This is a genomic window from Pseudalkalibacillus sp. Hm43 (assembly GCF_054170705.1).
This window is the reverse complement of the sequence record NZ_CM135129.1, coordinates 1,871,114-1,897,465: the sequence shown is the minus strand read 5'-3', so window position 1 is coordinate 1,897,465 and position 26,352 is coordinate 1,871,114. Positions and strand designations below refer to the sequence as shown.

Here is a 26,352-nt window from a genome sequence, read left to right as displayed (position 1 = left end):
GAGCTGAAGTTTAAAAGGAGAGAGAACAATATGGCGGAACTTGCAAGAAATGAAAATCCAATAGAGCCAAAGCAGCAAGAAGAAAAGCCTGCTTCGCCATGGAGAGATGCCTGGAAGAGCTTTCGCAAGAACAAGTTGGCGCTGGTAGGGTTAGGAATCGTCAGCTTCTTCATTTTCTTAGCTGTCTTTGCTCCACTCATTGCACCTGAAGGAATTAACGAACAGAAGATTTCATCGGATAATTATGCGAAGCTTGAAGCACCTTCTTCAGAATATTGGTTTGGTACAGATGACTTTGGACGCGATGTCCTCAGTCGGATCATCTACGGCTCCAGAATCTCATTAACCGTTGGATTCTTTGCCGTACTTGGATCCATCATCATTGGATCGACGCTCGGTATTTTGGCGGGCTACTATGGCAGATGGGTTGATACGATCATCTCACGTTTGTTCGATATCATGCTTGCTTTCCCTAGTATTCTACTGGCAATCGCGATTGTCGCGGTGCTGGGACCTTCACTAAGGAATGCGCTCATCGCCATCGCCATCATCAACGTTCCGAACTTCGGACGTCTCGTTCGATCGAAGGTTTTGAGTATAAAAGAGGAAGAGTATATCATGGCTGCGAAAGCGGTCGGAATGAGGGACCGAAGAATTTTGTTCCAGCATATCCTTCCGAACAGTTTCGCACCGATCATCGTTCAAGGGACTTTGCTGATCGCAACAGCAATCATTGAAACTGCTGCACTCGGATTCCTCGGATTAGGTGCAAAAGCACCGACACCAGAATGGGGGACGATGCTGGCGGATGCACGGAGCTATATTACCGATGCACCTTGGACAATGATCTTCCCTGGTCTCGCCATCATGTTGACCGTACTCGGATTCAACTTGATGGGTGATGGTCTCCGTGATGCACTCGATCCGAAAATGAAAAGCTAGTTTCAATGTAAAAGGTCTGCCTCTGACGGCAGACCTTTTTTGCTTTCTATTCATCTTGCGCATAAGCGTCGGTTATTTTTACCTCGTTATCTTCCGTATGATACGTATGGAAGCTTTCAATCAATTTATCCAAGTGGACGAGATGGTGGTTGTAATCGATGATCAACCCGATGAGCGGGAAGACATTCATCCATTGCTCTCTTTCGACTTGGTTATGATCATAGAGCTCCATGAAGTATTCTGTCAGCTCTTTCTCATCTTCATCCAGTTGGTTCACGACTTCTTCGGGAGATTGATAGCGGACTTTCCCGATATATTTCATGAGTATCCGTTGATGATAGTTCGTCAGATGATCCAGCTGACCTTGAATCAGTTTTTGAATCGTTTCAGGCATCTGGTAGATCTTATGATCATGCTGATCTAGACTTTTCAAGATTGCCAAAGCTTTGTTCGTCGTCGTAATCATGTTCCGGAAGAGGACCAGTTTCCGATTCTTCGTATACTCCGAACCTTTGAAATAATTCCTCTCTTCTTTAAACATGAGATAGTAGTTATCTGCCTTGATCATACTTTCGTTGATTTTGGCAAGATCATCTTTCAAGATTTTTCGCTCCGCATCATTCCGGGTAGCGAGACGGATCCACTGAGAGATCTGTTCCATGTTTTTGACGTTTTTATGGTAAAGACGTGTTTCATATTTTGGCGGTAAAAAGACCAAATTCACAAGAAACGCACAAAATACGCCAATCATGATGACCGAAAAACGTGTGATTGCGAATGTAAGGTAATCGTCTCCTGGATTGACCATCAACACGATGACGGTCACAATCGCTAACGGAATGGTGGATTCTATCTTCAATTTAATGTTGATGGCAATGATCAAAACACTGATCAGTCCGATGACAATCGGTGCATTCCCTAATGTCTGAACGGCGATAATCGCAAGTGTCGCACCAATCAAATTGGATTGGACTTGCTCAATGATGGTTTGATAGGAACGGTAGATGGTCGGTTGGATGGCAAACAATGCAGCAATTGCAGCGAAGGATGCCGAATCCAGATTCAACCACATCGTAATATATAAAGCGAGTGAAATTGCGACTCCTGTCTTAATGATACGAGCACCGAATTTCATGTTATCGTAAAACCCTTTCTCAAAATAAGCCTTGTGATGAACGTACTATACACCCAATCTTCCTAGAAATCAATACTTTAAATAATTCCTACACGAAGATGTAAACCTATTTACAATTTTATGAAAAGGGGGTAAAATGAGTCTAATAATATAGCTCCTAAAGGGGAGTAGCTTTTACATTGGAGTCGTCATTCCAGAGCTGATGCTCTCGGTTCCAGTGGCAGCACATCGTGTTGTTAGCAAGACCTTTACCGTACGGTTGGTAAAGGTCTTTATTTATGTTCTGATGACCTTTACCTAATAGGTAAGGGTCATTTTTTTGTGAAGTGACGTGAGCTGAAAAAAAGGAGGAAATACAGATGGAAGTTGCTGTGCTCATGGAATACGGTTGGATTCTTTTGGTCTTGATTGCATTGGAAGGACTCCTTGCAGCAGATAACGCTCTTGTCTTAGCAATCATGGTAAAACATTTACCGGAAGAGCAGCGAAAGAAAGCATTGTTTTATGGATTGTTAGGAGCGTTCGTCTTTCGTTTCGGCTCACTCTTCGCCATTTCATTTCTAGTAAACGTTTGGCAAGTGCAAGCGATTGGAGCCGTTTATCTCCTCTTTATCGCCTTTAACCACATTTTTAGAAAAGTGATGGTCAAAAAGGTCGGGAAACAAGGTAAGGTCAAAGCTAAAAAGAAGGCATCTGGATTTTGGGGTACCGTTTTGAAAGTCGAGTTGGCGGACATTGCATTTGCAGTAGACTCGATATTAGCGGCGGTCGCACTAGCGGTTACACTTCCGAAAACGAACCTACCGAACATTGGTGGACTAGATGGAGGGAAATTCCTGGTCATCTTTTTCGGTGGATTGATTGGACTGATCATCATGCGATTTGCTGCAAACGTATTCGTGAAATTGCTGGAGTCTCGTCCGAAGCTTGAAATTGCTGCCTTTCTTATTGTGGGTTGGGTAGGGGTGAAGCTGGCCGTATACACATTGACTCACCCGGAACTTGCGATTATTGAAGAAGGCTTCGCGAAGTCACCAGCCTGGAAAATGACGTTTTATGGCGTTTTGATATTGATTGCGGTCGGTGGATGGGTGTTTTCGAAGGAAAAGAAGCCAAGTGTAGAATCAACAGAGGAGCCTTCTTATAACCAGGATTCAAAGACAGGTGCGTAAATCTGGTTTGTGTATGCAATGTAATGTAGGGATGATGTAATAATCCTCCATAATGACCAGAATACGGAGTGAAATGAACAGAATAAAAGCTGAAATGAACAGAAAAACCGTTGAATTGATCAGAAACCATACAAAACAGACTTCTATTACAATGAAAAAGGTTGACCCGATCATGTTGGGTCAACCTCCTTATAAGTTAAAGGTTTTTAAAAGCGTGCTCTACTGCTTGAATTGTTTGATCGATGTCCTCTTCTGTATGAGCAGTCGTCAGGAACCAGGCTTCATATTTTGAAGGCGCAAGGTTGATGCCCTGATCCAGCATTAGATTGAAGAAACGAGCAAACATTTCTCCGTCACTTCGTTCCGCTTGCTCATAATTCGTGACAACTTCGTCTGAACCGAAATACAGAGTCAGTGCGCCTTTCAAACGGTTAAGCGAAAGGGGTACGGAGTATTTTTCGGCCAACTGACGGATGCTGGTTTCAAGCTTTTCACCTAAATGGTCCATCTTTTCGTACACGCCTTCTTGTTGAAGGACTTCGAGGCATGCGATACCTGCTGAGATGGAAGCTGGATTACCAGCCATCGTTCCTGCTTGATAGGCTGGTCCGAGTGGTGCGACTTTTTCCATAATGTCTTTTTTACCGCCGTACGCACCGATTGGAAGACCGCCACCGATGATTTTACCGAGTGCCGTCATATCCGGTTCAACGTTCAGCAGGTTCTGAGCACCGCCATACATAAAACGGAAAGCAGTGATGACTTCATCATAAATGACGAGCGCGCCTGCATCATGAGCAATGTCGTTTACCGCTTCCAGGAAACCGGGTTTCGGCTCGACGATTCCGAAGTTCCCGACGATCGGCTCGACGAGAATGCCGGCAACTTCATCTCCGAACGTATCAATCGCTTGTTTAAAAGCATCAACATCATTGAATGGGACAGTAATCACTTCTTGGGCGATGCTTTTCGGTACACCTGCAGAGTCCGGTGTTCCAAGTGTGGACGGACCGGATCCAGCCGCAACGAGGACAAGGTCTGAGTGTCCGTGGTAGCATCCTGCGAATTTGATAATCTTATCCCGACCTGTGTAAGCTCTAGCGACACGAATCGTCGTCATGACTGCTTCTGTACCAGAGTTGACGAAACGGACTTTTTCCATAGAAGGAATCGCTTCTTTCAACATAGAGGCAAATTGGTTTTCGAGTCGTGTAGGTGTGCCGTATAAGACACCCGTTTCTGCGGCGTTCGTGATGGCTTTTGTGATATGAGGGTGTGCGTGCCCTGTAATAATTGGACCATAAGCGGCGAGATAATCGATATATTGGTTGCCGTCGACATCCCAGAAGTAAGCGCCCTGCGCCTTTTCCATGAAAACAGGAGCGCTTCCGCCAACAGCTTTAAAGGAACGCGATGGACTGTTCACTCCACCGACGATATGTTCAAGTGCATCTGAATATAATTCAACTGATCGATTTCGATCCATAATAAGAATACCTCCCTATAAATGAAGAGTCAGCTTTGGGGCTGGTACCAGGCACCGTTTTGAAAGCCTTATGTAACAACAGTTCTTTTTCGGTGCCTGGCACTTCAATGAATATTGTAGCAAAGTTTCGGTGATTACGCAGAATCCTATTTCATCCACATTTTGCTTCCTTACTCAATATGGGGATGGACGAGAGAAAACAACTGAGTTGTCTTTTTACTCTCGGGTTGTATACACTGTTAATGGTGTAATTGGAGGGAACTTACTTATGGATAAGATGATACATGTCGAAAATCTGACGAAAGAATTCAAATCGTATTCGAGCAGATCAGGCCTCAAAGGGGCTTTCCGTGACCTGCTCACACGAAATTATAAAATCCACCGAGCGGTCGATTCGATTTCTCTCGATGTGAAGCCTGGAGAGATGATCGGTTATATCGGTGAAAACGGGGCAGGAAAATCGACGACGATCAAAATGCTTACAGGCATCCTGACTCCAACGGATGGAACAGTCACTATCAATGGGATGAACCCGCACAAGGAAAGGGAAAAGTTTGTGAAAACGATTGGAGTCGTCTTCGGTCAACGGTCCCAGTTATGGTGGGACATTGCGGTACAGGAATCGTTCCGCCTGCTCAAAAAAGTGTACAACGTATCCGATGAAGATTATAACGAGCACATGTCGATGGTCATTGAAGCACTCGACATCGCACCGTTATTGGACAGGCCGGTTCGTAAGCTATCACTCGGTCAACGGATGAGATGTGAATTGGCAGCCGCCCTCATTCATAATCCGCCGTTGCTCTTTTTAGATGAGCCGACGATCGGTCTCGATGTGCTCGTCAAACTGAAAATCCGAGAATTTTTAAAAGAACTGAATGAAAGATACAACACGACCATCATGTTGACGACTCACGACCTATCAGACATTGAAGCGTTATGCGAACGGGTCGTCATGCTGGATGAAGGTAAAATCATTTATGACGGGGCACTTAATCAGCTCAAAACGAGCTGGGGCGAAGGCAAGCAGATCGAATTCCATTTTAAGGCGGCGAAGTCGAGAGAAGAGCTGAACGCCGCTACAGGCAAACAACTGGTTGTCTGGGAGCCAGGGGAAAACGCGAATACTTGGACTGCGAACGTAACGAACGATGAAGACATCATCTCTCAAGTCATCGGGGATGTCGTCTCCAACCATCAGATTCTTGACTTGAAGATCCTTGAAACGTCAACCGAGGAGATCATCCGAAACATCTATGAAGAAGGCGTTATTCATGGCTAAATATATAGAAATGATCAGGATTCGGTTTTTGATGATGCTCGCTTACCGAACAAATTACTACAGCGGAATCATCATCTATAGCATCAACATCGCTGCTTATTACTTTTTATGGAGTGCCATCTATGGCGGTAAAGAGGACATTCAAGGACTTTCCGTCATCCAGATGACTACATACATCGCAGTTGCGTGGATGGCTCGTGCTTTTTACTTCAATAACATCGACCGTGAAATCGCGCTCGAAATAAAAGAGGGAAAAGTAGCGGTTGAACTCATTCGGCCGTATCACTATTTGAATATGAAAACGATGGCAGCGCTAGGAGAAGGGATCTTCCGGTTATTCTTCTTCTCGGTTCCTGGGATGTTCATCGTATCGCTCATTTTTCCGATGGAATTTTCAGCGAACTTGTCCACATGGGGTTTTTTCGGAATATCAATCATTTTCAGCTTCATCATCAATACGCAGATCAATTTGATGACAGGCATCATCACCTTCTTCCTATTTAATAATGATGGTCTGATGAGAGCGAAGCGCGTCGTCATCGACCTGTTTTCCGGATTGATCCTGCCGATCAGCTTCTATCCAGGATGGGCGCAATCGGCAATGGAATGGTTTCCGTTCCAATACATTTCGTACGTTCCGAGTATGATCTTCTCAGAAGGGTTTGTCGGAAGTGAAGTGTATAACGCAATCATGATGCAACTTGTTTGGTGTCTCATTCTCCTTGTTCCGATTCAGGTCCTATGGACGCTCGCAAAAAAACAAATGGTCATACAAGGAGGTTGATCTGTCATGCGATATATTTCGATTTTCATGCAATATGTCGGGCAATATATGAAGACACGTTTGACCTATCGTTCGGACATGGTCGTTGAGCTCCTCTCTGACCTATTGTTCCAGGCGGTCAACCTGATCTTCATCCTGGTCGTTTTCGGCCACACGAAATTGTTAAGCGGCTGGACGAAGGATGAAATCATTTTCATTTACGGATTCTTTTTGGTCCCATTCGCTTTTTTCTCGACGTTCTTCAACATCTGGGACTTCAACGAGCGTTATATCGTAAAAGGAGAACTGGATCGCATCCTGACCAGACCGATCCACAGTTTGTTCCAGGTCATCCTTGAGCGTATGGAACTGGAGTCGATGTTCGGGATCATCACAGGACTCGTCGTCATGTTTTATGCCGGAAGCAACCTTGGGCTGACGATCGATTGGTATGACCCGATCCTGTTCATCCTGTTCGTCATCGGAGGAGCCCTCGTTTATGCAGGGATCTTCATCAGTCTCGCAACTGTCAGCTTCTGGTCGGACAGCCGGACTGCCATCATGCCGATGATGTACAACATCGGGAACTTCGGGCGCTATCCCGTCGACATCTACCACCAGGTGATCCGATATGTGTTGACGTGGATTTTACCATTCGCCTTTGTCGGTGTATATCCAGCCGCCTTTTTCCTCGATAAAACCGAGTGGTACGGCTACGCATTCTTGACACCGTTCATGGGCATCTTGTTCTTCGGCCTTTCGATTTTCCTATGGAATGTAGGTGTGACGAAGTATCGAGGAGCAGGAAGTTAATTCGAGGTTATGTTTTAGGGGTTATGAGGGAACATAGAAGTAAATTATCTTATAACGGAGGTGAAGCCTTCTCTTAAGAGGAAGGCGAACCGTGGCAATCATTAATCTCATTCTTGTCGCTATATTAATCGCGGCTACCGCATTTTTCGTCGCTGCAGAATTTGCAATTGTAAAAGTAAGATCCACAAAGATCGATAAGCTTGTTGAAGAAGGAAACAAGCGGGCGAAAGCCGCTCGTAAAGTGCTCGACAATCTGGACGGGTATCTTTCCGCCTGTCAGCTCGGAATCACCATCACCGCGCTCGGCCTTGGTTGGTTGGGGGAACCGACAGTTGAAAAACTGCTGCATCCTGTATTTGAGCAGTTCGAAATTTCCCCGACCCTTGCAAGTACGCTATCGTTCATCATAGCGTTCTCCTTGATCACCTTTTTACACGTCGTATTAGGGGAGTTGGCACCAAAGACAGTTGCGATTCAGAAAGCGGAAACCATCAGTTTACTTTTAGCAAGGCCACTGATTTGGTTTGCGAAAATCATGTATCCATTCATTTGGTCCTTGAACGGTTCTGCTCGTTTGATCATCAGGATGCTCGGCTTCAGCCAAGCAAATGAACATGACATGGCCCACTCGGAAGAGGAATTGCGAATTATTTTATCGGAAAGCTATAAGAGTGGTGAAATCAATCAATCTGAGCTTCACTACGTGAATAAGATCTTCGAATTCGATGATCGGACTGCTAAGGAAATCATGGTACCGCGTACTGAGATGGTCTGTATGTTCACGGATGAAGAGATGGAAGAAAACATTGAAGTGATGAGCCGTGAAAAATATACCCGTTATCCTGTAGCGGATGGAGATAAGGATCGTATCGTCGGAATCGTGAACATTAAAGAAGTGTTCAATTCATTGTTGAAGAATGAAAACAAACCGATAGAGGATTTCATCCGTCCGGTAACGAAAGTGATCGAGACCACGCCGATCAAGAACCTTCTTGTCCAGATGCAACGTGAACGGATCCATATGATGATCTTGATCGATGAGTATGGCGGAACGGCTGGACTTGTAACGGTAGAGGACATATTAGAAGAAATCGTCGGAGAAATCCGAGACGAATTCGATATTGAAGAGCAACCACAAATCAAGAAAGTGAACGATCAACATGCGATCCTGGATGGAAAAGCGTTGATTGCCGATGTGAACGAGTTCTTCGGATTGGATATAGACGACTCCGAACTCGATACGATCGGAGGCTGGATCTTATCCCAAACTTCCGAAGTCATAGAAGGGGACGAATTCACTTACGGGCATGTCAGCTTTAAAATTTCAGAAGCGGACGATCAGCAGATCAAACGGATCGCTGCAGTTGCAGACTAAGGGAAGGGACCTCCACAATAGTGGGGGTTTTTTCGTGCGGTAAAAACCTGTCCATTTTTCCCCGCTTTCCGCATACATTGTGGAGAGGTGGATTGGATGGATCTATTAATGATTGTTGGTGTCATTTGTGTCGTGTTTTTCATCATCCAAAGAAGTATCATGTCATTCTTTCGACATCCCCGTCCTTCACATAAAAAACCTAGGAAGTTCATCTCGTTTGAAGACTTGATGGCTTTATTCATCGTTTATTCCATCATCATCTTTGGCTTCGGATCGATCTACTTTACACTCATCATCACGGGTGTTCCTGTCCTGATGGAAGGTGGGGTACCGGTTAACGGAGATTTTACCGAATTGACTGAAGCGGTTTCCTATTTCAGCGCGGTCACCTTATTGTCCGTCGGTTATGGAGACATCACCCCAGTCGGACTCGGCAGGTGGATCTCTGTCATAGAAGCACTGGTCGGTTACCTTCTGCCAGCTGCATTCGTCCTTTCAACAGTCGTTGATACGGACTGATTACTTGTAACAGAATTGAAGATTGGGTACCCTTAAAGCAGGAAGATGTCCAGTTTTCGGACACGGATATCGATTATGTATAGGAGGGTTCTCGAACATGACTGTTAAAACAGGAGAAAAAGCACCAAATTTCACACTAGAAGCAAACAATGGAGAGAAGGTTAGCCTCTCTGACTTCAAAGGAAAAAATGTCGTGTTGTATTTCTATCCGAAAGACATGACGCCAGGTTGTACGACGGAAGCATGTGACTTCAGAGATCACCACAGCGAATTCAGTGATCAGAACACTGTGATACTCGGTGTCAGCCCTGACCCGATAGACCGTCACAAGAAATTCATCGAGAAGCATGATCTGCCATTCTTGCTACTGGCAGATGAGGATCATGAGGTTGCCGAGCAATACGGTGTCTGGCAACTGAAGAAGAATTTCGGGAAAGAGTATATGGGCATTGTCCGTTCGACCTTCATCATTGATGAAGATGGAGAACTCGTCAAAGAATGGCGCAAGGTTCGCGTGAAAGATCACGTAGAAGAAGCGCTCAACTACATTAAAGAGAATATGTAATAGGTAAAAACGGGGTTCCTACAACCTCGTTTTTATTTTTACTTAGAACCCCTTTATGATACGATTAAATCGTCAGAAAACTTGAAATGGCAGTGAGTTTGAGGCTTGCGATGCCCGAAAATGGAGAATTACAGTTTTCAGGGTGCGAAAGAGTCTTTAACGGCAACTGAGAATTCAATCCTTCAATGATAAACTTGTAATCCTACATATATAACAGAGGTGGAACAACGATGTTCATTGTATCTTCAGCTAAAATCCGTTCTAGAATTAAAGATCAATTGACGAAGGACTATCCAGATATCCAGTGGCAGTTCTGCCAGAACATTGAGGAAGCGACTCCTTATTTACCTGAGGCCGATATCCTCCTGACGTATGGGGAAGATTTAAAACCCGAATCCATACAAGTAGCGACCAACTTGAAATGGATTCATGTTCTATCGGCTGGTCTCGATAAGATGCCATTCCAGGCGATTAAAGAACGAAACATGCTCGTTACAAATGCAAGAGGCATCCACCAGGTACCGATGGCCGAATACACGATTGGGATGATGCTTCAGGTTACCCGTAATCTAGCGCTGATTCATGAGAACCAGAAGGATAAAGTGTGGAATCGCCGCGTTAAGATGGAAGAACTTCATGGGAAGACGATTGGTGTTTTAGGAGCAGGTGCGATAGGTTCGGAAATTGCAAGGCTCTCAAAAGCTTTCCGCATGAAAACGATTGGCGTAAACCGAAGTGGAAACCCTGCCGATCATTTCGATGAGACGATGAAAATCTCTGAGCTTGACAGCCTGTTACAAGAAGTGGATTTCCTCGTTTCCGTGTTACCAAGGACGAAGGAAACGCATCAACTTTTGAAAAAAGAACATTTCGAGCAGATGCAAGAGCATGCTGTTTTTATCAATATCGGAAGAGGGACAACGGTCGACCAGGATGGTCTGGTTGAAGCGATGCGTGAAAACCAGATCGCTCATGCTGTACTGGATGTCATGGAAGAAGAACCTTTACCAGAAGACAGCGTCCTATGGGAAATGGAGAATGTGACCGTCACTCCGCATATTTCGGGTATTACACCTCAATATCAGGACAGAGCATTTGAACAATTCCTCTCTAATCTCCGCGTGTACCGGACTGGTGAAGGGAACTATATGAATAAAATCGATGTTAATAGGGGGTATTAAGAATGAAGATCTACACAAAATCAGGCGACAAAGGCACAACGTCATTAGTTTATGGAGATCGCGTCCCTAAAAACGATGCAAGAGTAGAGGCGTATGGTACGTGTGACGAGGCGAACTCGATGATCGGTCTGGCTCTTAGTCACTTGGACGAGAATGATCGGGAATGGAAGGTCGATTTCGAGAAAACATTGCTAAGAGTCCAAACGGTCCTGTTCCATGTCGGAGCGGAACTTGCGACACCGAAAGGGAAAAAGGTCGGATGGACGCTCGAAGAAAAGGATATTTCTTTCCTCGAAGAAGCGATTGACCGTTGGGATGATAAACTTACGCCATTAAAGCAGTTCATCTTGCCTGGAGGTTCACAATCGGCTTCAGCCCTTCATGTCGCACGAACGGTTTCAAGGCGCGCTGAGCGTCAAGCCGTAGCAATCGAAGACGTCAATCCGCTCGTACTTTCCTATTTGAACCGCTTGTCGGATTTCTTGTTCGTCGCAGCGAGATATGTAAACCAGCAATCAGGTATGACTGAACCTATTCTGCATGAAGAAGAGTGAAGTCAAGCACCATAAGGGTTTTAATTGACAACATTCACAAGTACCGTGTACACTATTTATAAATATTATAAAGTAAGAATGTCTTTCGGAAGAGAGGTGCATGACGATGACTCATGAAGAAAGCCGATTACAGACAGCGGTTGATACGTTGAAAGATGCGGGAGTTCGCATAACGCCCCAACGTCATGCGATTTTAGAGTATTTGATTCAAACGTTGTCTCATCCAACGGCAGATGAGATTTATAAAGCATTAGAAAGCAAGTTTCCAAATATGAGTGTTGCGACCGTCTATAACAATTTGCGTGTATTCAAAAACGCTGGACTCGTCAAGGAATTGACCTATGGTGATTCATCCAGCCGGTTTGACTGTGTAACAACCGATCACTACCACGTCATCTGTGAGGAATGTGGTAAGATCGTCGATTTTTCTTATCCAGGATTGGATGAAGTCGAGAACGTTGCGGAACATGTTACCGGTTTTAAAGTAAATAATCACCGGATGGAAGTGTATGGCACTTGTCCGGATTGTCAAAAAGTCCACTAAAAAAAGCTGAGGTCCATACCTCAGCTTTTTTCTTTGCTCTTCTTTTTGTGATTATACTTTTCATCGAATTCCACACCATCAAGGTTAGGATCCAACGTTAGCGGTTGTTTGCAGAACATGCATGCATCTACACGACCAAGCACTTTTGTGACCTTGTTGCAGTTCGGGCATTCGACCTGAACAGCTTTCGTGGATAACATTCCGATCCATATATATACGGCAGCGCTCGATAATGTTGCAAGAAATCCAATTAACATGAAGATGGTCATAACAGTAAAGCTGGCTTTAAAATAAAGACCTGCATACATAATCACGATTCCGATGAACACGAGGCTTAGTGCAAAGGTCCTGATTTTATTTATTTTACTTGTATATTTGATATCCATAATATACATTCCTCCTGCACACAGTATAGCAAAGATATTTTTCGAAATCATGAACAATCTTTTAACTTTTCATATTGTAAAAGGAAAAACCGATATCATATGGAATAATGTAAAAAGTGAAGAACACGGACATTCATACAGGAGATGATTGAAAAGATGGAAGATATATTACGACCGCTCTATCAGGAAAGAGCTAGTCGAGAGGAAACCCTGGGGGTATTGTTGGTCGAGAAGCACAAAGCGTTCAGCCCTTCGACGGATCACTTCGATGTCATTTTGTTCATTATTGTGGAAAAAGCAGAAGACTCATGGCAGGTCAAGCATTATGAGTTTGAGGATAAAAAGGCAGCCCTTCATGTGGTCGACCTCCAGCAGCTCAATGAATGGTTGATGCTCGGCTCGCACCGAAGAGTCGTGGATTGGGTAGTCAATGGTAAAGTATTGTTTGATCGAAATGAATTCGTAGATGCATTGAAGAAGAGGATCAACGATTTTCCTCTTGCAGAACGTAAGAAGAAGATCGGTATCGAGTTCGCAAAGCTTGTCCGTCGTTTTTCAGATGGAAAAGAACTATATTATGCCGGTCATTACCTTGATGCTTACAATAATATTATCCATGCCCTACATCATCTAGCGAGGTTATCTGTCATTGAACATGGTTTCTATCCAGAGGTAACGGTTTGGAACCAGGTGAGACAGATTGAACCGGAAATCTACAAATTATATGAAGAATTGACGTCCAGTGATGAACCGATCCATAAACGGATTGAACTGTTACTTCTGGCAAATGAGTTTTCTCTCTCATCCAAAACGGAGCTTGGTTCTCGTCATCTGAAAGATATCATGCAGACAAAAGTCGATTCTTGGTCTTTCTATGAATTGATGCAGCATCCTGAAATGGAAGATTATAAGATCGATCTAGGAGCAATGATTGAGCATCTTATCGAAAAAGAGTACATTCAAGTCGTTCGTAACGAAACAAAGGGGAAAGGGATTTACCACAGGACTTATCAGTTCAGAAAGTAAGTCATTCTTTATAGATAGAATTCTCCATTAAGTGATCCAATTGAATGGTGAACTACTTATAGACAAACATCTAAATTAATTACGAAATTGTTATTGACACTTCTTTTTGAAGCATGGTATATTATATCTCGTCGCTACGGAAGGCGGCGGGATATTTCTTTTGTAAACCACGAAAGAAAAAAGAAAACAGCAAAAAAAGTCGTTGACAGCGGAGCTTGCAGATGATATTCTATAAAAGTCGCTGTTAAGACAACGACAAACAAAATTCTTCGATAAAAGACATCGTATTTTGCGGGTCGACATCGAAGGAAACAGCTCTTTGAAAACTGAACAAAAGCCAAGCGTGAAACGGGTCTTTTTATAAGAACCCTGAATCAATTTCGATTTACATTTAATGAGCAATCAAACACTTTATTGGAGAGTTTGATCCTGGCTCAGGACGAACGCTGGCGGCGTGCCTAATACATGCAAGTCGAGCGGATCAATGGGGAGCTTGCTCCCCTGAGATTAGCGGCGGACGGGTGAGTAACACGTGGGCAACCTGCCTGTAAGACTGGGATAACTCCGGGAAACCGGGGCTAATACCGGATAATACTGACCACCACATGGTGGAAAGTTGAAAGATGGCTTCGGCTATCACTTACAGATGGGCCCGCGGCGCATTAGCTAGTTGGTGAGGTAAGGGCTCACCAAGGCGACGATGCGTAGCCGACCTGAGAGGGTGATCGGCCACACTGGGACTGAGACACGGCCCAGACTCCTACGGGAGGCAGCAGTAGGGAATCTTCGGCAATGGGCGAAAGCCTGACCGAGCAACGCCGCGTGAGCGATGAAGGCCTTCGGGTCGTAAAGCTCTGTTGTTAGGGAAGAACAAGTACCGTTCGAATAGGGCGGTACCTTGACGGTACCTAACCAGAAAGCCACGGCTAACTACGTGCCAGCAGCCGCGGTAATACGTAGGTGGCAAGCGTTGTCCGGAATTATTGGGCGTAAAGCGCGCGCAGGCGGTCTCTTAAGTCTGATGTGAAAGCCCACGGCTCAACCGTGGAGGGCCATTGGAAACTGGGGGACTTGAGTACTGGAGAGGAGAGTGGAATTCCATGTGTAGCGGTGAAATGCGTAGATATATGGAGGAACACCAGTGGCGAAGGCGGCTCTCTGGCCAGTAACTGACGCTGAGGCGCGAAAGCGTGGGGAGCAAACAGGATTAGATACCCTGGTAGTCCACGCCGTAAACGATGAGTGCTAGGTGTTGGGGGGTTCCACCCTCAGTGCTGACGTTAACACATTAAGCACTCCGCCTGGGGAGTACGGCCGCAAGGCTGAAACTCAAAGGAATTGACGGGGGCCCGCACAAGCAGTGGAGCATGTGGTTTAATTCGAAGCAACGCGAAGAACCTTACCAGGTCTTGACATCCTTCGCTACTTCTAGAGATAGAAGGTTCCCCTTCGGGGGACGAAGTGACAGGTGGTGCATGGTTGTCGTCAGCTCGTGTCGTGAGATGTTGGGTTAAGTCCCGCAACGAGCGCAACCCTTGATCTTAGTTGCCAGCATTCAGTTGGGCACTCTAAGGTGACTGCCGGTGACAAACCGGAGGAAGGTGGGGATGACGTCAAATCATCATGCCCCTTATGACCTGGGCTACACACGTGCTACAATGGATGGTACAAAGGGCAGCAAAACCGCGAGGTTGAGCGAATCCCATAAAGCCATTCTCAGTTCGGATTGCAGGCTGCAACTCGCCTGCATGAAGCCGGAATTGCTAGTAATCGCGGATCAGCATGCCGCGGTGAATACGTTCCCGGGCCTTGTACACACCGCCCGTCACACCACGAGAGTTTGTAACACCCGAAGTCGGTGAGGTAACCTTTTGGAACCAGCCGCCGAAGGTGGGACAGATGATTGGGGTGAAGTCGTAACAAGGTAGCCGTATCGGAAGGTGCGGCTGGATCACCTCCTTTCTAAGGAGTTCTTTTAGGACATAAGCCCTTCGGGGCAACACGCTTTGGCTTTTGTTTAGTTTTGAAAGAGCTTATGTTCTTTCAAACACTGTTCCTTGAAAACTAGATAACGAAAATTCTTGAAAACAAGACATCGAAACGTCATTTAATGACAAAGTAAGTAAAGTGTAAGTTCATTCATAACGTGGTTAAGTTATGAAGGGCGCACGGTGGATGCCTTGGCACTAGGAGCCGACGAAGGACGGGACGAACACCGATATGCTTCGGGGAGCTGTAAGTAAGCTTTGATCCGGAGATTTCCGAATGGGGGAACCCACTGTCCGTAATGGGACAGTATCCATACCTGAATACATAGGGTATGAGAAGGCAGACCTGGGGAACTGAAACATCTTAGTACCCAGAGGAAGAGAAAGCAATCGCGATTTCCTGAGTAGCGGCGAGCGAAACGGAATCAGCCCAAACCAAGAGGCTTGCCTCTTGGGGTTGTAGGACACTCTATACGGAGTAAGAAAGGAACGGCGTAGGCGAAGCGGTCTGGAAAGGCCCGCTAGAAGAGGTAACAGCCCTGTAGCCAAAACGTCGTTCCCTCCAGAGTGGATCCTGAGTACGGCGGGACACGTGAAACCCCGTCGGAATCTGGGAGGACCATCTCCCAAGGCTAAATACTCCCTAGTGACCGATAGTGAACCAGTACCGTGAGGGAAAGGTGAAAAGCACCCCGGAAGGGGAGTGAAAGAGATCCTGAAACCGTGTGCCTACAAGTAGTCGGAGCCCATTAACGGGTGACGGCGTGCCTTTTGTAGAATGAACCGGCGAGTTACGATAACGTGCAAGGTTAAGTTGAGAAGACGGAGCCGCAGCGAAAGCGAGTCTGAATAGGGCGAAGGAGTACGTTGTCGTAGACCCGAAACCGAGTGATCTACCCATGTCCAGGGTGAAGTTCAGGTAACACTGAATGGAGGCCCGAACCCACGCACGTTGAAAAGTGCGGGGATGAGGTGTGGGTAGGGGTGAAATGCCAATCGAACTCGGAGATAGCTGGTTCTCCCCGAAATAGCTTTAGGGCTAGCCTCGTGGTGAGAGTTCTGGAGGTAGAGCACTGATTGGACTAGGGGTCCCCACAGGATTACCGAATTCAGTCAAACTCCGAATGCCAGGAACTTGTCCACGGGAGTCAGACTGCGAGTGATAAGATCCGTAGTCGAGAGGGAAACAGCCCAGACCATCAGCTAAGGTCCCCAAGTATACGTTAAGTGGAAAAGGATGTGGAGTTGCCCAGACAACCAGGATGTTGGCTTAGAAGCAGCCACCATTTAAAGAGTGCGTAATAGCTCACTGGTCGAGTGACTCTGCGCCGAAAATGTACCGGGGCTAAACGTATCACCGAAGCTATGGATTGTACCTTTGGTACAGTGGTAGGGGAGCGTTCGAAGGGCTGAGAAGCGAGACCGGAAGGACTCGTGGAGCGCTTTGAAGTGAGAATGCCGGTATGAGTAGCGAAAAGAGAAGTGAGAATCTTCTCCATCGAAAGCCCAAGGTTTCCTGAGGAAGGCTCGTCCGCTCAGGGTTAGTCGGGACCTAAGCCGAGGCCGAAAGGCGTAGGCGATGGACAACAGGTTGATATTCCTGTACCACCTCCTTTCCGTTTGAGCAACGGGGGGACGCAGGAAGGTAGGGAGAGCGCGCTGATGGATATGCGCGTCCAAGCAGTCAAGGCCGGTGGATAGGCAAATCCGTCCACCATACGGCAGAGCTGTGATGGCGAGGGAACTAAAGTACCGAAGTCCCTGATCCTACACTGCCAAGAAAAGCCTCTAGCGAGGAAAGAGGTGCCCGTACCGTAAACCGACACAGGTAGGCGAGGAGAGAATCCTAAGATGCTCGGGAGAACTCTCGTTAAGGAACTCGGCAAAATGACCCCGTAACTTCGGGAGAAGGGGTGCTCTGATAGGGTGTATGCCCGAGAGAGCCGCAGTGAAAAGATCCAAGCGACTGTTTAGCAAAAACACAGGTCTCTGCGAAGCCGTAAGGCGAAGTATAGGGGCTGACACCTGCCCGGTGCTGGAAGGTTAAGAGGAGGGGTTATCCCTTACGGGAGAAGCTCTGAATCGAAGCCCCAGTAAACGGCGGCCGTAACTATAACGGTCCTAAGGTAGCGAAATTCCTTGTCGGGTAAGTTCCGACCCGCACGAAAGGTGCAACGACTTGGATACTGTCTCAACGAGAGACCCGGTGAAATTATAGTACCTGTGAAGATGCAGGTTACCCGCGACAGGACGGAAAGACCCCATGGAGCTTTACTGTAGCCTGATATTGGATTTTGGTATCGTTTGTACAGGATAGGTAGGAGCCTTAGAAGCCGGACCGCTAGGTTCGGTGGAGGCGTCGGTGGGATACTACCCTGACGGTATTGAAATTCTAACCCAGGACCGTGATCCGGTTCGGAGACAGTGTCAGGTGGGCAGTTTGACTGGGGCGGTCGCCTCCTAAAGTGTAACGGAGGCGCCCAAAGGTTCCCTCAGAATGGTTGGAAATCATTCGCAGAGTGTAAAGGCACAAGGGAGCTTGACTGCGAGACCTACAAGTCGAGCAGGGACGAAAGTCGGGCTTAGTGATCCGGTGGTTCCGCATGGAAGGGCCATCGCTCAACGGATAAAAGCTACCCTGGGGATAACAGGCTTATCTCCCCCAAGAGTCCACATCGACGGGGAGGTTTGGCACCTCGATGTCGGCTCATCGCATCCTGGGGCTGAAGTAGGTCCCAAGGGTTGGGCTGTTCGCCCATTAAAGCGGTACGCGAGCTGGGTTCAGAACGTCGTGAGACAGTTCGGTCCCTATCCGTCGCGGGCGCAGGAAATTTGAGAGGAGCTGTCCTTAGTACGAGAGGACCGGGATGGACACACCGCTGGTGTACCAGTTGTTCCGCCAGGAGCATCGCTGGGTAGCTACGTGTGGACGGGATAAGTGCTGAAAGCATCTAAGCATGAAGCCCCCCTCAAGATGAGATTTCCCATCGCGTCAAGCGAGTAAGATCCCTCAGAGATGATGAGGTTGATAGGTCTGGTGTGGAAGCGTGGTGACACGTGAAGCTGACAGATACTAATCGATCGAGGACTTAACCACAATACTTACGTTTTCAAGAACCGTTATCTAGTTTTGAAGGAATGGTTCCTTCAACTTCATAGTCTGGTGACGATAGCGAAGAGGTCACACCCGTTCCCATGCCGAACACGGAAGTTAAGCTCTTCAGCGTCAATGGTAATTGGGGGCTTCCCCCTGTGAGAGTAGAACGTCGCCGGGCTATACTATATCGATCCGCAGTAGCTCAGTGGTAGAGCTATCGGCTGTTAACCGATCGGTCGCAGGTTCGAGTCCTGCCTGCGGAGCCACGGAGAGCTGTCCGAGAGGTCGAAGGAGCACGATTGGAAATCGTGTGTACGGTTTTAACCCGTACCGAGGGTTCGAATCCCTCGCTCTCCGCCATTAAGAAATTCATACTACATAACTATATATCGGCCCCTTGGTCAAGTGGTTAAGACACCGCCCTTTCACGGCGGTAACACGGGTTCGAATCCCGTAGGGGTCACCATTCATATTGGAGGATTAGCTCAGCTGGGAGAGCACCTGCCTTACAAGCAGGGGGTCGGCGGTTCGATCCCGTCATCCTCCACCATTTAATTCATATCGTCGCGGGGTGGAGCAGTCTGGTAGCTCGTCGGGCTCATAACCCGAAGGTCGTAGGTTCAAATCCTATCCCCGCAACCAAAATAATTCATTGAACAACGTCGAATCGACATTCTTTCAATGAATATCTGAAGTACCCGTAAGGGTGCAACCAAATTAAAACTTACTACGTCGATTTTACTTCATAGTTAGTTTTAGATCGTGGTACCCGTAAGGGTGCAACCAAATTAAATTCTTACAAGATGGACCCGTGGTGTAGGGGTTAACATGCCTGCCTGTCACGCAGGAGATCGCCGGTTCGAATCCGGTCGGGTCCGCCATCTTGGCTCGATAGCTCAGTCGGTAGAGCAGAGGACTGAAAATCCTCGTGTCGGCGGTTCGATTCCGTCTCGAGCCACCATTGGTTTGCTGGCCTAGCTCAATTGGTAGAGCAACTGACTTGTAATCAGTAGGTTGGGGGTTCAAGTCCTCTGGCCAGCACCATTTTCTCTTTCAGGAATAGATTGGTTATGATTCCTGATTTTACACTTGAAACAGAGTGAAATCTGTACTACAATATTAATTGTCTCTTTGGAGGGGTAGCGAAGTGGCTAAACGCGGCGGACTGTAAATCCGCTCCCTCAGGGTTCGGCGGTTCGAATCCGTCCCCCTCCACCATTTAGGGGTATAGTTTAACGGTAGAACAGAGGTCTCCAAAACCTCCAGTGTGGGTTCGATTCCTACTACCCCTGCCAATTTTACAACTAAAATAATAATGGCGATTGTGGCGAAGTGGTTAACGCACCGGATTGTGGTTCCGGCATTCGTGGGTTCGATTCCCATCAGTCGCCCCATTACGTTGGGCTATAGCCAAGCGGTAAGGCAACGGACTTTGACTCCGTCATGCGTTGGTTCGAATCCAGCTAGCCCAGCCAAATTTCGCGGAAGTAGTTCAGTGGTAGAACACCACCTTGCCAAGGTGGGGGTCGCGGGTTCGAATCCCGTCTTCCGCTCCATTAAATTCTTAAATGAACTGCCGAAAGTGGTACTCGATTTTTTATATAAAACATAAGATAGAGTACGGCGGCATAGCCAAGTGGTAAGGCACGGGTCTGCAAAACCCTTATCCCCCGGTTCGAATCCGGGTGCCGCCTCCATAACTACCCAGCCGGGGTGGTGGAATTGGCAGACACACAGGACTTAAAATCCTGCGGTAGGTGACTACCGTGCCGGTTCAAGTCCGGCCCTCGGCACCATATGAATTTAATATCTTTCTTTTATTGACACATGCCGGTGTGGCGGAATTGGCAGACGCGCACGACTCAAAATCGTGTTCCTCACGGAGTGTCGGTTCGACCCCGACCACCGGTACCATTACATAATCTAAAGTCAATGCTTTGATTAACTCAAAGTATTGGCTTTTTTTGTTGTCTCATAAAGCACACAGTGTGTTTTTTTACATACATCTTTTCGAATTGTAGACCATAGGAATATGTGGTTTTTGATTTTGCTTGTTCGGAGGGATTCATAGTGGAGATGGCAAAAGAATTACTCATCTTATTCGGAAGGGTCGTAACCATTCTTCCTTTACTTTTAGTCGTGACCTTGTTTATGGGAAAGAGGTCCATTGGAGAACTTCCTGTATTCGATTTATTGATTTTACTTACATTAGGGTCTGTAGTCGGTGCGGATATTGCGGAACCGGATGTCGTACATATTCATACCATTGTCGCTATTATTCTGATTGGAATCCTTCAAAAACTCGTTGCAAAATTGAAGATCATGAATCGGAAGTTTGGAAAGCTGGTTACTTTTGAACCGACGGTGGTGATCCAGGACGGTTCATTTATCATTGAAAATCTCAAAAACATGCAATACTCGATTGATAATGTTCTTCTCATGTTAAGGGAGAAAGACATTTTTGACATTACGAGTGTAAAACTTGGGATCATAGAAGCGAATGGGCAATTGACCGTGTTGAAAAAGCCGGAAAAATCCCCGGTAACCGTAGAGGATTTACAGATTTATAAGCCACATGTCGATCTAGCGTATCCTTTGATTGTTGAAGGTACGCTGTATCGTGAGGTTCTGAATGTCGTTCAAGTCAATGAAAAATGGTTGAAAACAAAACTGGGTCATCTAGGGATTACTGACTATGAGGATGTTTTCTTTGCCTCTATTGATGAAAAGAAGAATTTACATGTGTCTGAGAAATCATTGGACGCAAAAAGTGCTCCTCCTATCTACCATTGATCATCGAACGTTTAAGCTTAATTTTACCGGGGTATGACTATACTACACGAAATAAAGGAGGAAGCTCAGACATGATGTATATATTAGCACTTTTACTTCCGCCTCTTGCTGTACTTCTTTCCGGAAGTAAAACACAAACATTGATTAACTTGGTTTTGACTTTGATTGGTTGGTTACCGGGTGTGATCCACGCGTTTTTCGTCATCCATCAAAAGCGTTCCGTTGGTAAAGGAAGCATGGCGTAAATGAAAAAACCTCCACTTGGAGGTTTTGTACATAAATCATTCAGTTCTGACTTATAATGATAGAAACTTGTTTAACGCAGTGCTTCGTTCACAGGTAACGGGGTGTTGCGTTTTTATTTTTGCAAGGCCTACTTGAATATATAGGACTTGGCTGTTCCTCCGTGGACTTGGATGAACATTTTCTCTATAGCTTGCAGCATATCATTGGCATGTTCATCTGACAGTGAAGGTTGGAAATAGACGACATGCAGGGCATCTGTCGTATCTTCTGTGACCATTGTGCGTTTCGAATCGACGATCGGGCTTCCGAATGCCCCTTCATCATCTCGTGTGATGATCTTGTTACTCATATCCATCACCCGTCCATTGATGCCCTCATAAGCGTCTTCATTTGCGCCTATGTCCACCATGACATCACCTTTAATGTTGGTAGCGTCATAAATTCCGAGTGGGATTTGATATTGTAAGGAAAAGAAATTGTTCGTATCGACTGCAGAGTGGACTGAGCCAAGCTGTGAGCCTTTATAAACGCGGCGGAGCAGCGCTTCTGATGATGGGCGGTATCTGGAAGGATCCGTGCCTAACGCTTTGAAAATTTGACGCCACTCTTGAATCGGACCGATTTCTGAAACGGGCTGATCTTCAGCATCGAGCATTAATGATTCCTGGAAAAGCTGCAAGCGGCCAGCTAACATTTTAGGAGGCTCAGCAACCGTGATACCATGATATTGGATGATACCGACTTTGAAGTTTGGTACTGCTTGTTTGAGCTGATTTGAAATGGTGAAATTCATTATGTCACCTCACTGATTATGTATTTTCACTAAGTGTACCATAATAGATTTTGCAACTGAAAAAGGAGTGCTTACAATCATGGACAAATTGCAATCCATTCTGAAAAGAATTGATGGGAAAGGTTATAAAGCGTATAAAGACATCCGGGGAAAGTATCGTTTTGATGGTTTCACTCTTCATATCGATCATGTCCAAGGTGATCCATTCGCAGCGCCATCTAAGATCCGTTTAGAGATTCCGAAAGAGCGGACGATTTTACAAGAAGATTGGGAATCGACGACTTCACGTAAAATCAGAGTGGAAGATACGATCGCGAGAAGTGTAGCAAAAGCGATTCGTCAGATGGATGATCGGGCCGGCGGATCTGGTAAGAGTGGCGTCATCGTGATTGATCGTCCCGCTCAAGAATTGCTGGATCGGACAGCTGTCCAGCTGACAGACCGTTCTGTCATCGTCTGTCTATCTGTTGGACTTCCGGCAAGAGGTCGGAAGGTACTGGGTAAACAGGCAGAAAAAATGCTGGTGACTCTTCTTCCTCAAATTTTGAAAGACTCGATTTTTTCATTAAAAGAAGAAACAGTCGTCGATGCTGTTGAGTTATGTGATCAGCAGGATGCCATCCGTGAGTTCATGGCTGGGAACAATCTCGTTGCGTTCATCGCGAACGGATCGGTTTTACCGCGAGAGAGTAGAATTAGTGATCGTCCGCTCCGAACGAATGAAGTGGTGGCGTTTGAAGCTCCTGAGTCTATGACAGTATCGATTCCAGTTCCCCATCGGAAGGAGCCGGTTCAAGGGATGGGCATCCAGAACGGCATCACATTGATTGTCGGTGGCGGCTACCACGGAAAGAGTACGATGTTAGAAGCGATTGAACGTGGCGTTTATGACCATATCAGTGGGGATGGGCGCGAGTTCGTACTGACGGATACGAAGGCGATGAAAGTGCGTGCAGAAGACGGCCGAAAGATTACGAATGTCGATATTTCACCGTTCATTCAGAACCTTCCATTCGGTAAAACGACGACCCATTTTACATCCGAAGATGCGAGTGGGAGTACATCCCAGGCGGCAACCATCGTTGAATCGCTCGAAGCAGATGCTCGTGCCCTGTTAATTGATGAAGATACGAGCGCGACCAACTTCATGATCCGTGATGAAAGGATGCAGCACCTCGTATCGAAGGAGAAAGAACCAATCACCCCTTTCATTGATAAAGTGAGGCAGTTATATGAAGAGCATGATGTGTCCACTTTGCTTGTGATGGGTGGTTCGGGAGATTATTTCGATGTGGCAGATACGGTCATTCTTATGGATCAATACCGCCCGTTCGATGTGACGAATGAAGCGAAGGAAATTGCGAGGACGTCCGTCTCGAATCGTAAAAGAGAAGGCGGAGAGCGGTTCGGTGAGATCCAGTCGAGGAAGCCTCAAGCATCCAGTCTAGATAGTCAGAAAGGGAAGCGGTCCAAGGTTGCAGCGAGAGGTCTTCATACGATCCAGTATGGAACTACGGATATTAAGATCGACTATGTAGAACAGCTGACAGATGCAAGTCAGACGAGAGCGATCGCTGAAATCCTACATTTTATCGAGAAAAAGAAATGGCTAGGTAGTCTGACCGTTTCCGATATGCTGGAGCGAGTGGAAAGGCAGCTCGATGAAAGCGGACTAGCATCATTTACAGAATTTCCTAACCAGCACCCTGGTGACTTGGCGCGGCCCCGTATGTTAGAATTAGCTTCAGCATTGAACCGTTTACGTACGCTGAAGGTTGAACAATAGCGGTTTAAAACCAGTTCAATAAATACTTTTTTAAAGAAAGGGGGTCAAACGATGACAGGTGCCCAGTTAAAAGAAAAAGTCGTTGCATATAGTAAATCAATCGGCATTGATAAAATTGGGTTTACGACTGCGGATCCGTTCGTGGAGCTGAAAGAACGGTTGAAGACGCAGCAAGACCTCGGCTATCAATCCGGTTTTGAGGAGTCGGATATTGAAAAGCGGACGGAACCGGAGCGGCTTTTACCTAAAGCGCGTTCCATCATCTCTATCGCGCTTGCCTATCCTTCCAAAATGAAGGACGCACCAAGAAGTACGAAGGAAGACCGTCGAGGAATCTTCTGCCGTGCCTCCTGGGGGAAAGATTACCATGATGTATTGCGAGATCGGATGAAGAAGCTCGAACAATACATCGCTGAACTCGATCCAGATGCGAAGGTCGTTTCGATGGTCGATACAGGAGAACTGTCCGACCGTGCGGTAGCTGAACGCGCTGGAATTGGTTGGAGCGGTAAAAACTGCGCAACCATTACACCTGAGTTTGGCTCCTACGTGTATCTTGGAGAATTGATCACCACGATACCGTTTCCGCCCGATACGCCAATGACGGACCAATGCGGCACGTGCAACAAATGTGTGGATGCATGTCCGACAGGTGCGCTCGTGACAGGCGGGCAATTGGACTCCAATAAATGCATTGCGTTTTTGACTCAGACGAAAGGGTTCTTACCTGAACGTTATCGAGAGAAGCTTGGCAACCGTTTATACGGCTGCGATACATGCCAGCAAGTCTGCCCTGAAAATAAGGGGAAGGACTTTCATCATCATCCTGAAATGGAGCCCGATCCTGAAATCGCGAAGCCGAAGTTGAAGCCTTTATTGACGATCAGTAATCGTGAGTTCAAGGAACAGTTCGGTCCAGTCTCTGGTTCATGGAGAGGAAAGAAGCCGATTCAGCGAAATGCAATCATTGCATTGGGCAATTTTAAAGATGAAACGGCATTGCCGGAATTGACGCATGTCTTGATGGAAGATCCTCGTCCAGTCATCCGTGGGACGGCAGCCTGGGCACTAGGTAAAATCCAGGGAAGTCAAGCTGAAAAAGCGCTTAAACAGGCGAAAGAGAGAGAAAAAGACGCAGATGTCATAGGTGAAATCGATAGAGGCCTGAATATGCTTGATAATCACGTAAAATCGTAATGGTTTTATCTAAAAACGTTAAGTATGATAATGCAAAAGGGTTAAAGAAGGGATAAGATGGAGACGACACTATATGTGCAATATGGGGAGATGGACAGTCCAGTCGGTCCCCTTACGTTACTCAAAACTGAAAAAGGTTTATGCCGTATTGATTTTGGGACGGCAGAGGAAAATCTTCCTCTTATCAATGCTTGGTTGAAGAAACAAGCACTGAAAGCAGAGCTGACGTATGATTTAAGTTCATTTCAGTCTTTCATCACCCAAATCAATGAGTATTTCGCTCAGCAGCGCAAGTCGTTCGATCTTCCGATTGATTTGCATGGATCTGAATTCCAAAAGCAAGTGTGGGAAGGTTTGAGGGAAATACCATATGGTGAAACCTATTCCTATAAAGATGTCGCGACGATGATCGGCTCACCGAAAGCGGTAAGAGCGATCGGAAACGCGAATAACAAGAATCCGCTCCCGATCGTCATTCCATGCCATCGTGTCATTGGAAGCAACGGATCATTAGTCGGGTACGGCGGCGGACTCGATAAGAAAGAAATCTTGTTAAACTTAGAACAGCAACCGTCTCGAATTTGTTCTTAGTTGATTTAGAGGGCTGACCTGCGTGGTCGGTCCTTTTTTGGTTTCGTACCGTCATTTTGGTTTTTGAGCGATATCACGCATAGAAAGGACCTCTTTCTGTCCTTCATTTTAAGTTTTC

At 46.3% G+C, this 26,352-nt stretch carries 21 protein-coding genes, 16 tRNA genes and 3 rRNA genes; 36 read left to right on the top strand and 4 right to left on the bottom strand.

Going from position 1 to position 26,352, the window contains the following annotated elements:
• The first annotated feature begins 30 nt into the window (after positions 1 to 30).
• Positions 31 to 942, top strand: a complete 912-nt coding sequence (locus ACXQIQ_RS10075; RefSeq protein WP_439302046.1) for an ABC transporter permease — start codon at positions 31 to 33, stop codon at positions 940 to 942.
• Positions 943 to 988: 46 nt separating this feature from the next.
• Here the strand turns inward: ACXQIQ_RS10075 and ACXQIQ_RS10070 are convergent, their stop codons facing one another.
• Positions 989 to 2,077, bottom strand: a complete 1,089-nt coding sequence (locus ACXQIQ_RS10070; protein ID WP_439302045.1) for an FUSC family protein — start codon at positions 2,075 to 2,077, stop codon at positions 989 to 991.
• 359 nt (positions 2,078 to 2,436) lie between these two features.
• Between ACXQIQ_RS10070 and ACXQIQ_RS10065 the strand changes: the two genes are divergently transcribed.
• Positions 2,437 to 3,249 (top strand): TerC family protein, encoded by an 813-nt coding sequence (locus ACXQIQ_RS10065; RefSeq protein WP_439302044.1) that lies wholly within the window; start codon positions 2,437 to 2,439, stop codon positions 3,247 to 3,249.
• 196 nt (positions 3,250 to 3,445) lie between these two features.
• Here the strand turns inward: ACXQIQ_RS10065 and ACXQIQ_RS10060 are convergent, their stop codons facing one another.
• Complete coding sequence (locus tag ACXQIQ_RS10060) at positions 3,446 to 4,735, bottom strand: glutamate-1-semialdehyde 2,1-aminomutase (RefSeq protein ID WP_439302043.1); 1,290 nt, start codon at positions 4,733 to 4,735, stop codon at positions 3,446 to 3,448.
• Positions 4,736 to 5,003: 268 nt separating this feature from the next.
• Here ACXQIQ_RS10060 and ACXQIQ_RS10055 point away from each other — a divergent pair, with 268 nt between their 5' ends.
• The 9 genes from ACXQIQ_RS10055 to perR all read left to right on the top strand — a co-directional run bounded on the left by ACXQIQ_RS10055 (position 5,004) and on the right by perR (position 12,331).
• On the top strand, positions 5,004 to 6,017 hold the full coding sequence (locus tag ACXQIQ_RS10055) for an ABC transporter ATP-binding protein (protein WP_439302042.1): 1,014 nt from the start codon (positions 5,004 to 5,006) through the stop codon (positions 6,015 to 6,017).
• Positions 6,010 to 6,801, top strand: coding sequence for an ABC transporter permease (locus tag ACXQIQ_RS10050; RefSeq protein ID WP_226551708.1), 792 nt, complete (start codon positions 6,010 to 6,012; stop codon positions 6,799 to 6,801). Before ACXQIQ_RS10055 ends, ACXQIQ_RS10050 begins: the two co-directional genes overlap by 8 nt.
• A gap of 6 nt (positions 6,802 to 6,807) precedes the next feature.
• Positions 6,808 to 7,593, top strand: a complete 786-nt coding sequence (locus tag ACXQIQ_RS10045) for an ABC transporter permease (RefSeq protein ID WP_439302041.1) — start codon at positions 6,808 to 6,810, stop codon at positions 7,591 to 7,593.
• Positions 7,594 to 7,684: 91 nt separating this feature from the next.
• Complete coding sequence (locus ACXQIQ_RS10040; protein WP_439302040.1) at positions 7,685 to 8,968, top strand: hemolysin family protein; 1,284 nt, start codon at positions 7,685 to 7,687, stop codon at positions 8,966 to 8,968.
• Between the two features lie 96 nt (positions 8,969 to 9,064).
• On the top strand, positions 9,065 to 9,487 hold the full coding sequence (locus tag ACXQIQ_RS10035) for an ion channel (RefSeq protein ID WP_439302039.1): 423 nt from the start codon (positions 9,065 to 9,067) through the stop codon (positions 9,485 to 9,487).
• A 97-nt stretch (positions 9,488 to 9,584) separates the two neighbouring features.
• Positions 9,585 to 10,052, top strand: a complete 468-nt coding sequence (bcp, locus tag ACXQIQ_RS10030) for a thioredoxin-dependent thiol peroxidase (RefSeq protein WP_439302038.1) — start codon at positions 9,585 to 9,587, stop codon at positions 10,050 to 10,052.
• 230 nt (positions 10,053 to 10,282) lie between these two features.
• Positions 10,283 to 11,233: a D-2-hydroxyacid dehydrogenase gene (locus ACXQIQ_RS10025; protein ID WP_439302037.1), complete on the top strand. Its 951-nt coding sequence runs from the start codon at positions 10,283 to 10,285 to the stop codon at positions 11,231 to 11,233.
• Between the two features lie 2 nt (positions 11,234 to 11,235).
• Positions 11,236 to 11,787, top strand: coding sequence for a cob(I)yrinic acid a,c-diamide adenosyltransferase (locus ACXQIQ_RS10020; protein WP_439302036.1), 552 nt, complete (start codon positions 11,236 to 11,238; stop codon positions 11,785 to 11,787).
• Between the two features lie 106 nt (positions 11,788 to 11,893).
• Positions 11,894 to 12,331, top strand: a complete 438-nt coding sequence (gene perR / locus ACXQIQ_RS10015) for a peroxide-responsive transcriptional repressor PerR (RefSeq protein WP_439302257.1) — start codon at positions 11,894 to 11,896, stop codon at positions 12,329 to 12,331.
• A 20-nt stretch (positions 12,332 to 12,351) separates the two neighbouring features.
• Here the strand turns inward: perR and ACXQIQ_RS10010 are convergent, their stop codons facing one another.
• Positions 12,352 to 12,717 (bottom strand): YgzB family protein, encoded by a 366-nt coding sequence (locus tag ACXQIQ_RS10010; RefSeq protein ID WP_439302035.1) that lies wholly within the window; start codon positions 12,715 to 12,717, stop codon positions 12,352 to 12,354.
• Between the two features lie 156 nt (positions 12,718 to 12,873).
• On the opposite strand from ACXQIQ_RS10010, the gene ACXQIQ_RS10005 reads away from it, so the two are divergent.
• The 22 genes from ACXQIQ_RS10005 to ACXQIQ_RS09900 all read left to right on the top strand — a co-directional run bounded on the left by ACXQIQ_RS10005 (position 12,874) and on the right by ACXQIQ_RS09900 (position 21,866).
• Positions 12,874 to 13,743 (top strand): nucleotidyltransferase-like protein, encoded by an 870-nt coding sequence (locus tag ACXQIQ_RS10005; protein WP_439302034.1) that lies wholly within the window; start codon positions 12,874 to 12,876, stop codon positions 13,741 to 13,743.
• 411 nt (positions 13,744 to 14,154) lie between these two features.
• Positions 14,155 to 15,705 (top strand): 16S ribosomal RNA (locus ACXQIQ_RS10000).
• Between the two features lie 186 nt (positions 15,706 to 15,891).
• Positions 15,892 to 18,828 (top strand): 23S ribosomal RNA (locus ACXQIQ_RS09995).
• A 62-nt stretch (positions 18,829 to 18,890) separates the two neighbouring features.
• A 5S ribosomal RNA gene (gene rrf / locus ACXQIQ_RS09990) occupies positions 18,891 to 19,006 on the top strand.
• Together the 16S, 23S and 5S rRNA genes with 16 tRNA genes alongside form the textbook arrangement of a ribosomal RNA operon.
• A gap of 13 nt (positions 19,007 to 19,019) precedes the next feature.
• Positions 19,020 to 19,094, top strand: a tRNA-Asn gene (locus ACXQIQ_RS09985).
• A gap of 1 nt (position 19,095) precedes the next feature.
• Positions 19,096 to 19,188, top strand: a tRNA-Ser gene (locus ACXQIQ_RS09980).
• A 31-nt stretch (positions 19,189 to 19,219) separates the two neighbouring features.
• Positions 19,220 to 19,294: transfer RNA gene (locus tag ACXQIQ_RS09975), tRNA-Glu, on the top strand.
• Positions 19,295 to 19,302: 8 nt separating this feature from the next.
• A tRNA-Val gene (locus tag ACXQIQ_RS09970) sits at positions 19,303 to 19,378 on the top strand.
• A 15-nt stretch (positions 19,379 to 19,393) separates the two neighbouring features.
• Positions 19,394 to 19,470 (top strand) — tRNA-Met (locus tag ACXQIQ_RS09965).
• A gap of 163 nt (positions 19,471 to 19,633) precedes the next feature.
• A tRNA-Asp gene (locus ACXQIQ_RS09960) sits at positions 19,634 to 19,709 on the top strand.
• A 4-nt stretch (positions 19,710 to 19,713) separates the two neighbouring features.
• Positions 19,714 to 19,789: transfer RNA gene (locus tag ACXQIQ_RS09955), tRNA-Phe, on the top strand.
• A 7-nt stretch (positions 19,790 to 19,796) separates the two neighbouring features.
• Positions 19,797 to 19,872 (top strand) — tRNA-Thr (locus ACXQIQ_RS09950).
• An 89-nt stretch (positions 19,873 to 19,961) separates the two neighbouring features.
• Positions 19,962 to 20,046, top strand: a tRNA-Tyr gene (locus ACXQIQ_RS09945).
• Positions 20,047 to 20,049: 3 nt separating this feature from the next.
• A tRNA-Trp gene (locus ACXQIQ_RS09940) sits at positions 20,050 to 20,123 on the top strand.
• A 23-nt stretch (positions 20,124 to 20,146) separates the two neighbouring features.
• Positions 20,147 to 20,222, top strand: a tRNA-His gene (locus ACXQIQ_RS09935).
• A gap of 6 nt (positions 20,223 to 20,228) precedes the next feature.
• Positions 20,229 to 20,303: transfer RNA gene (locus ACXQIQ_RS09930), tRNA-Gln, on the top strand.
• A gap of 6 nt (positions 20,304 to 20,309) precedes the next feature.
• A tRNA-Gly gene (locus ACXQIQ_RS09925) sits at positions 20,310 to 20,384 on the top strand.
• Between the two features lie 66 nt (positions 20,385 to 20,450).
• A tRNA-Cys gene (locus ACXQIQ_RS09920) sits at positions 20,451 to 20,525 on the top strand.
• 10 nt (positions 20,526 to 20,535) lie between these two features.
• Positions 20,536 to 20,624, top strand: a tRNA-Leu gene (locus ACXQIQ_RS09915).
• Positions 20,625 to 20,657: 33 nt separating this feature from the next.
• Positions 20,658 to 20,742, top strand: a tRNA-Leu gene (locus ACXQIQ_RS09910).
• 156 nt (positions 20,743 to 20,898) lie between these two features.
• Positions 20,899 to 21,621, top strand: a complete 723-nt coding sequence (locus tag ACXQIQ_RS09905) for a DUF421 domain-containing protein (RefSeq protein WP_439298931.1) — start codon at positions 20,899 to 20,901, stop codon at positions 21,619 to 21,621.
• A 71-nt stretch (positions 21,622 to 21,692) separates the two neighbouring features.
• Positions 21,693 to 21,866 carry a YqaE/Pmp3 family membrane protein gene (locus ACXQIQ_RS09900; protein ID WP_226548549.1) on the top strand — a complete coding sequence of 58 codons (174 nt, stop codon included), beginning with the start codon at positions 21,693 to 21,695 and terminating at the stop codon, positions 21,864 to 21,866.
• A gap of 128 nt (positions 21,867 to 21,994) precedes the next feature.
• Here ACXQIQ_RS09900 and ACXQIQ_RS09895 read toward each other — a convergent pair whose 3' ends face one another.
• Positions 21,995 to 22,660 (bottom strand): B3/B4 domain-containing protein, encoded by a 666-nt coding sequence (locus ACXQIQ_RS09895; protein WP_439298932.1) that lies wholly within the window; start codon positions 22,658 to 22,660, stop codon positions 21,995 to 21,997.
• Positions 22,661 to 22,739: 79 nt separating this feature from the next.
• Here ACXQIQ_RS09895 and ACXQIQ_RS09890 point away from each other — a divergent pair, with 79 nt between their 5' ends.
• The 3 genes from ACXQIQ_RS09890 to ACXQIQ_RS09880 are packed head-to-tail and all read left to right on the top strand — an operon-like array spanning position 22,740 to position 26,234.
• Complete coding sequence (locus ACXQIQ_RS09890; protein WP_439298933.1) at positions 22,740 to 24,446, top strand: ABC-ATPase domain-containing protein; 1,707 nt, start codon at positions 22,740 to 22,742, stop codon at positions 24,444 to 24,446.
• Between the two features lie 51 nt (positions 24,447 to 24,497).
• Entirely contained in the window at positions 24,498 to 25,643 is a 1,146-nt protein-coding gene (gene queG, locus ACXQIQ_RS09885; protein ID WP_439298934.1) for a tRNA epoxyqueuosine(34) reductase QueG, read from the top strand.
• Positions 25,644 to 25,700: 57 nt separating this feature from the next.
• Positions 25,701 to 26,234: a methylated-DNA--[protein]-cysteine S-methyltransferase gene (locus ACXQIQ_RS09880; RefSeq protein ID WP_439298935.1), complete on the top strand. Its 534-nt coding sequence runs from the start codon at positions 25,701 to 25,703 to the stop codon at positions 26,232 to 26,234.
• Positions 26,235 to 26,352 lie beyond the last annotated feature (118 nt).

Excerpts from the sequence above, each read along its gene's own strand:
- queG (WP_439298934.1), top strand. The coding sequence starts at position 24,498 with ATGACAGGTGCCCAGTTAAAAGAAAAAGTCGTTGCATATAGTAAATCA.
- ACXQIQ_RS10050 (WP_226551708.1), top strand. The coding sequence starts at position 6,010 with ATGGCTAAATATATAGAAATGATCAGGATTCGGTTTTTGATGATGCTC.
- ACXQIQ_RS10005 (WP_439302034.1), top strand. The coding sequence starts at position 12,874 with ATGGAAGATATATTACGACCGCTCTATCAGGAAAGAGCTAGTCGAGAG.
- ACXQIQ_RS10060 (WP_439302043.1), bottom strand. The coding sequence starts at position 4,735 with ATGGATCGAAATCGATCAGTTGAATTATATTCAGATGCACTTGAACAT.
- ACXQIQ_RS10020 (WP_439302036.1), top strand. The coding sequence starts at position 11,236 with ATGAAGATCTACACAAAATCAGGCGACAAAGGCACAACGTCATTAGTT.
- ACXQIQ_RS10070 (WP_439302045.1), bottom strand. The coding sequence starts at position 2,077 with ATGAAATTCGGTGCTCGTATCATTAAGACAGGAGTCGCAATTTCACTC.
- ACXQIQ_RS10010 (WP_439302035.1), bottom strand. The coding sequence starts at position 12,717 with ATGGATATCAAATATACAAGTAAAATAAATAAAATCAGGACCTTTGCA.
- ACXQIQ_RS10045 (WP_439302041.1), top strand. The coding sequence starts at position 6,808 with ATGCGATATATTTCGATTTTCATGCAATATGTCGGGCAATATATGAAG.
- ACXQIQ_RS10035 (WP_439302039.1), top strand. The coding sequence starts at position 9,065 with ATGGATCTATTAATGATTGTTGGTGTCATTTGTGTCGTGTTTTTCATC.
- ACXQIQ_RS09895 (WP_439298932.1), bottom strand. The coding sequence starts at position 22,660 with ATGAATTTCACCATTTCAAATCAGCTCAAACAAGCAGTACCAAACTTC.
- ACXQIQ_RS10065 (WP_439302044.1), top strand. The coding sequence starts at position 2,437 with ATGGAAGTTGCTGTGCTCATGGAATACGGTTGGATTCTTTTGGTCTTG.
- ACXQIQ_RS10075 (WP_439302046.1), top strand. The coding sequence starts at position 31 with ATGGCGGAACTTGCAAGAAATGAAAATCCAATAGAGCCAAAGCAGCAA.
- ACXQIQ_RS09880 (WP_439298935.1), top strand. The coding sequence starts at position 25,701 with ATGGAGACGACACTATATGTGCAATATGGGGAGATGGACAGTCCAGTC.
- ACXQIQ_RS09890 (WP_439298933.1), top strand. The coding sequence starts at position 22,740 with ATGGACAAATTGCAATCCATTCTGAAAAGAATTGATGGGAAAGGTTAT.
- ACXQIQ_RS10055 (WP_439302042.1), top strand. The coding sequence starts at position 5,004 with ATGGATAAGATGATACATGTCGAAAATCTGACGAAAGAATTCAAATCG.
- ACXQIQ_RS10025 (WP_439302037.1), top strand. The coding sequence starts at position 10,283 with ATGTTCATTGTATCTTCAGCTAAAATCCGTTCTAGAATTAAAGATCAA.
- ACXQIQ_RS09900 (WP_226548549.1), top strand. The coding sequence starts at position 21,693 with ATGATGTATATATTAGCACTTTTACTTCCGCCTCTTGCTGTACTTCTT.
- perR (WP_439302257.1), top strand. The coding sequence starts at position 11,894 with ATGACTCATGAAGAAAGCCGATTACAGACAGCGGTTGATACGTTGAAA.
- bcp (WP_439302038.1), top strand. The coding sequence starts at position 9,585 with ATGACTGTTAAAACAGGAGAAAAAGCACCAAATTTCACACTAGAAGCA.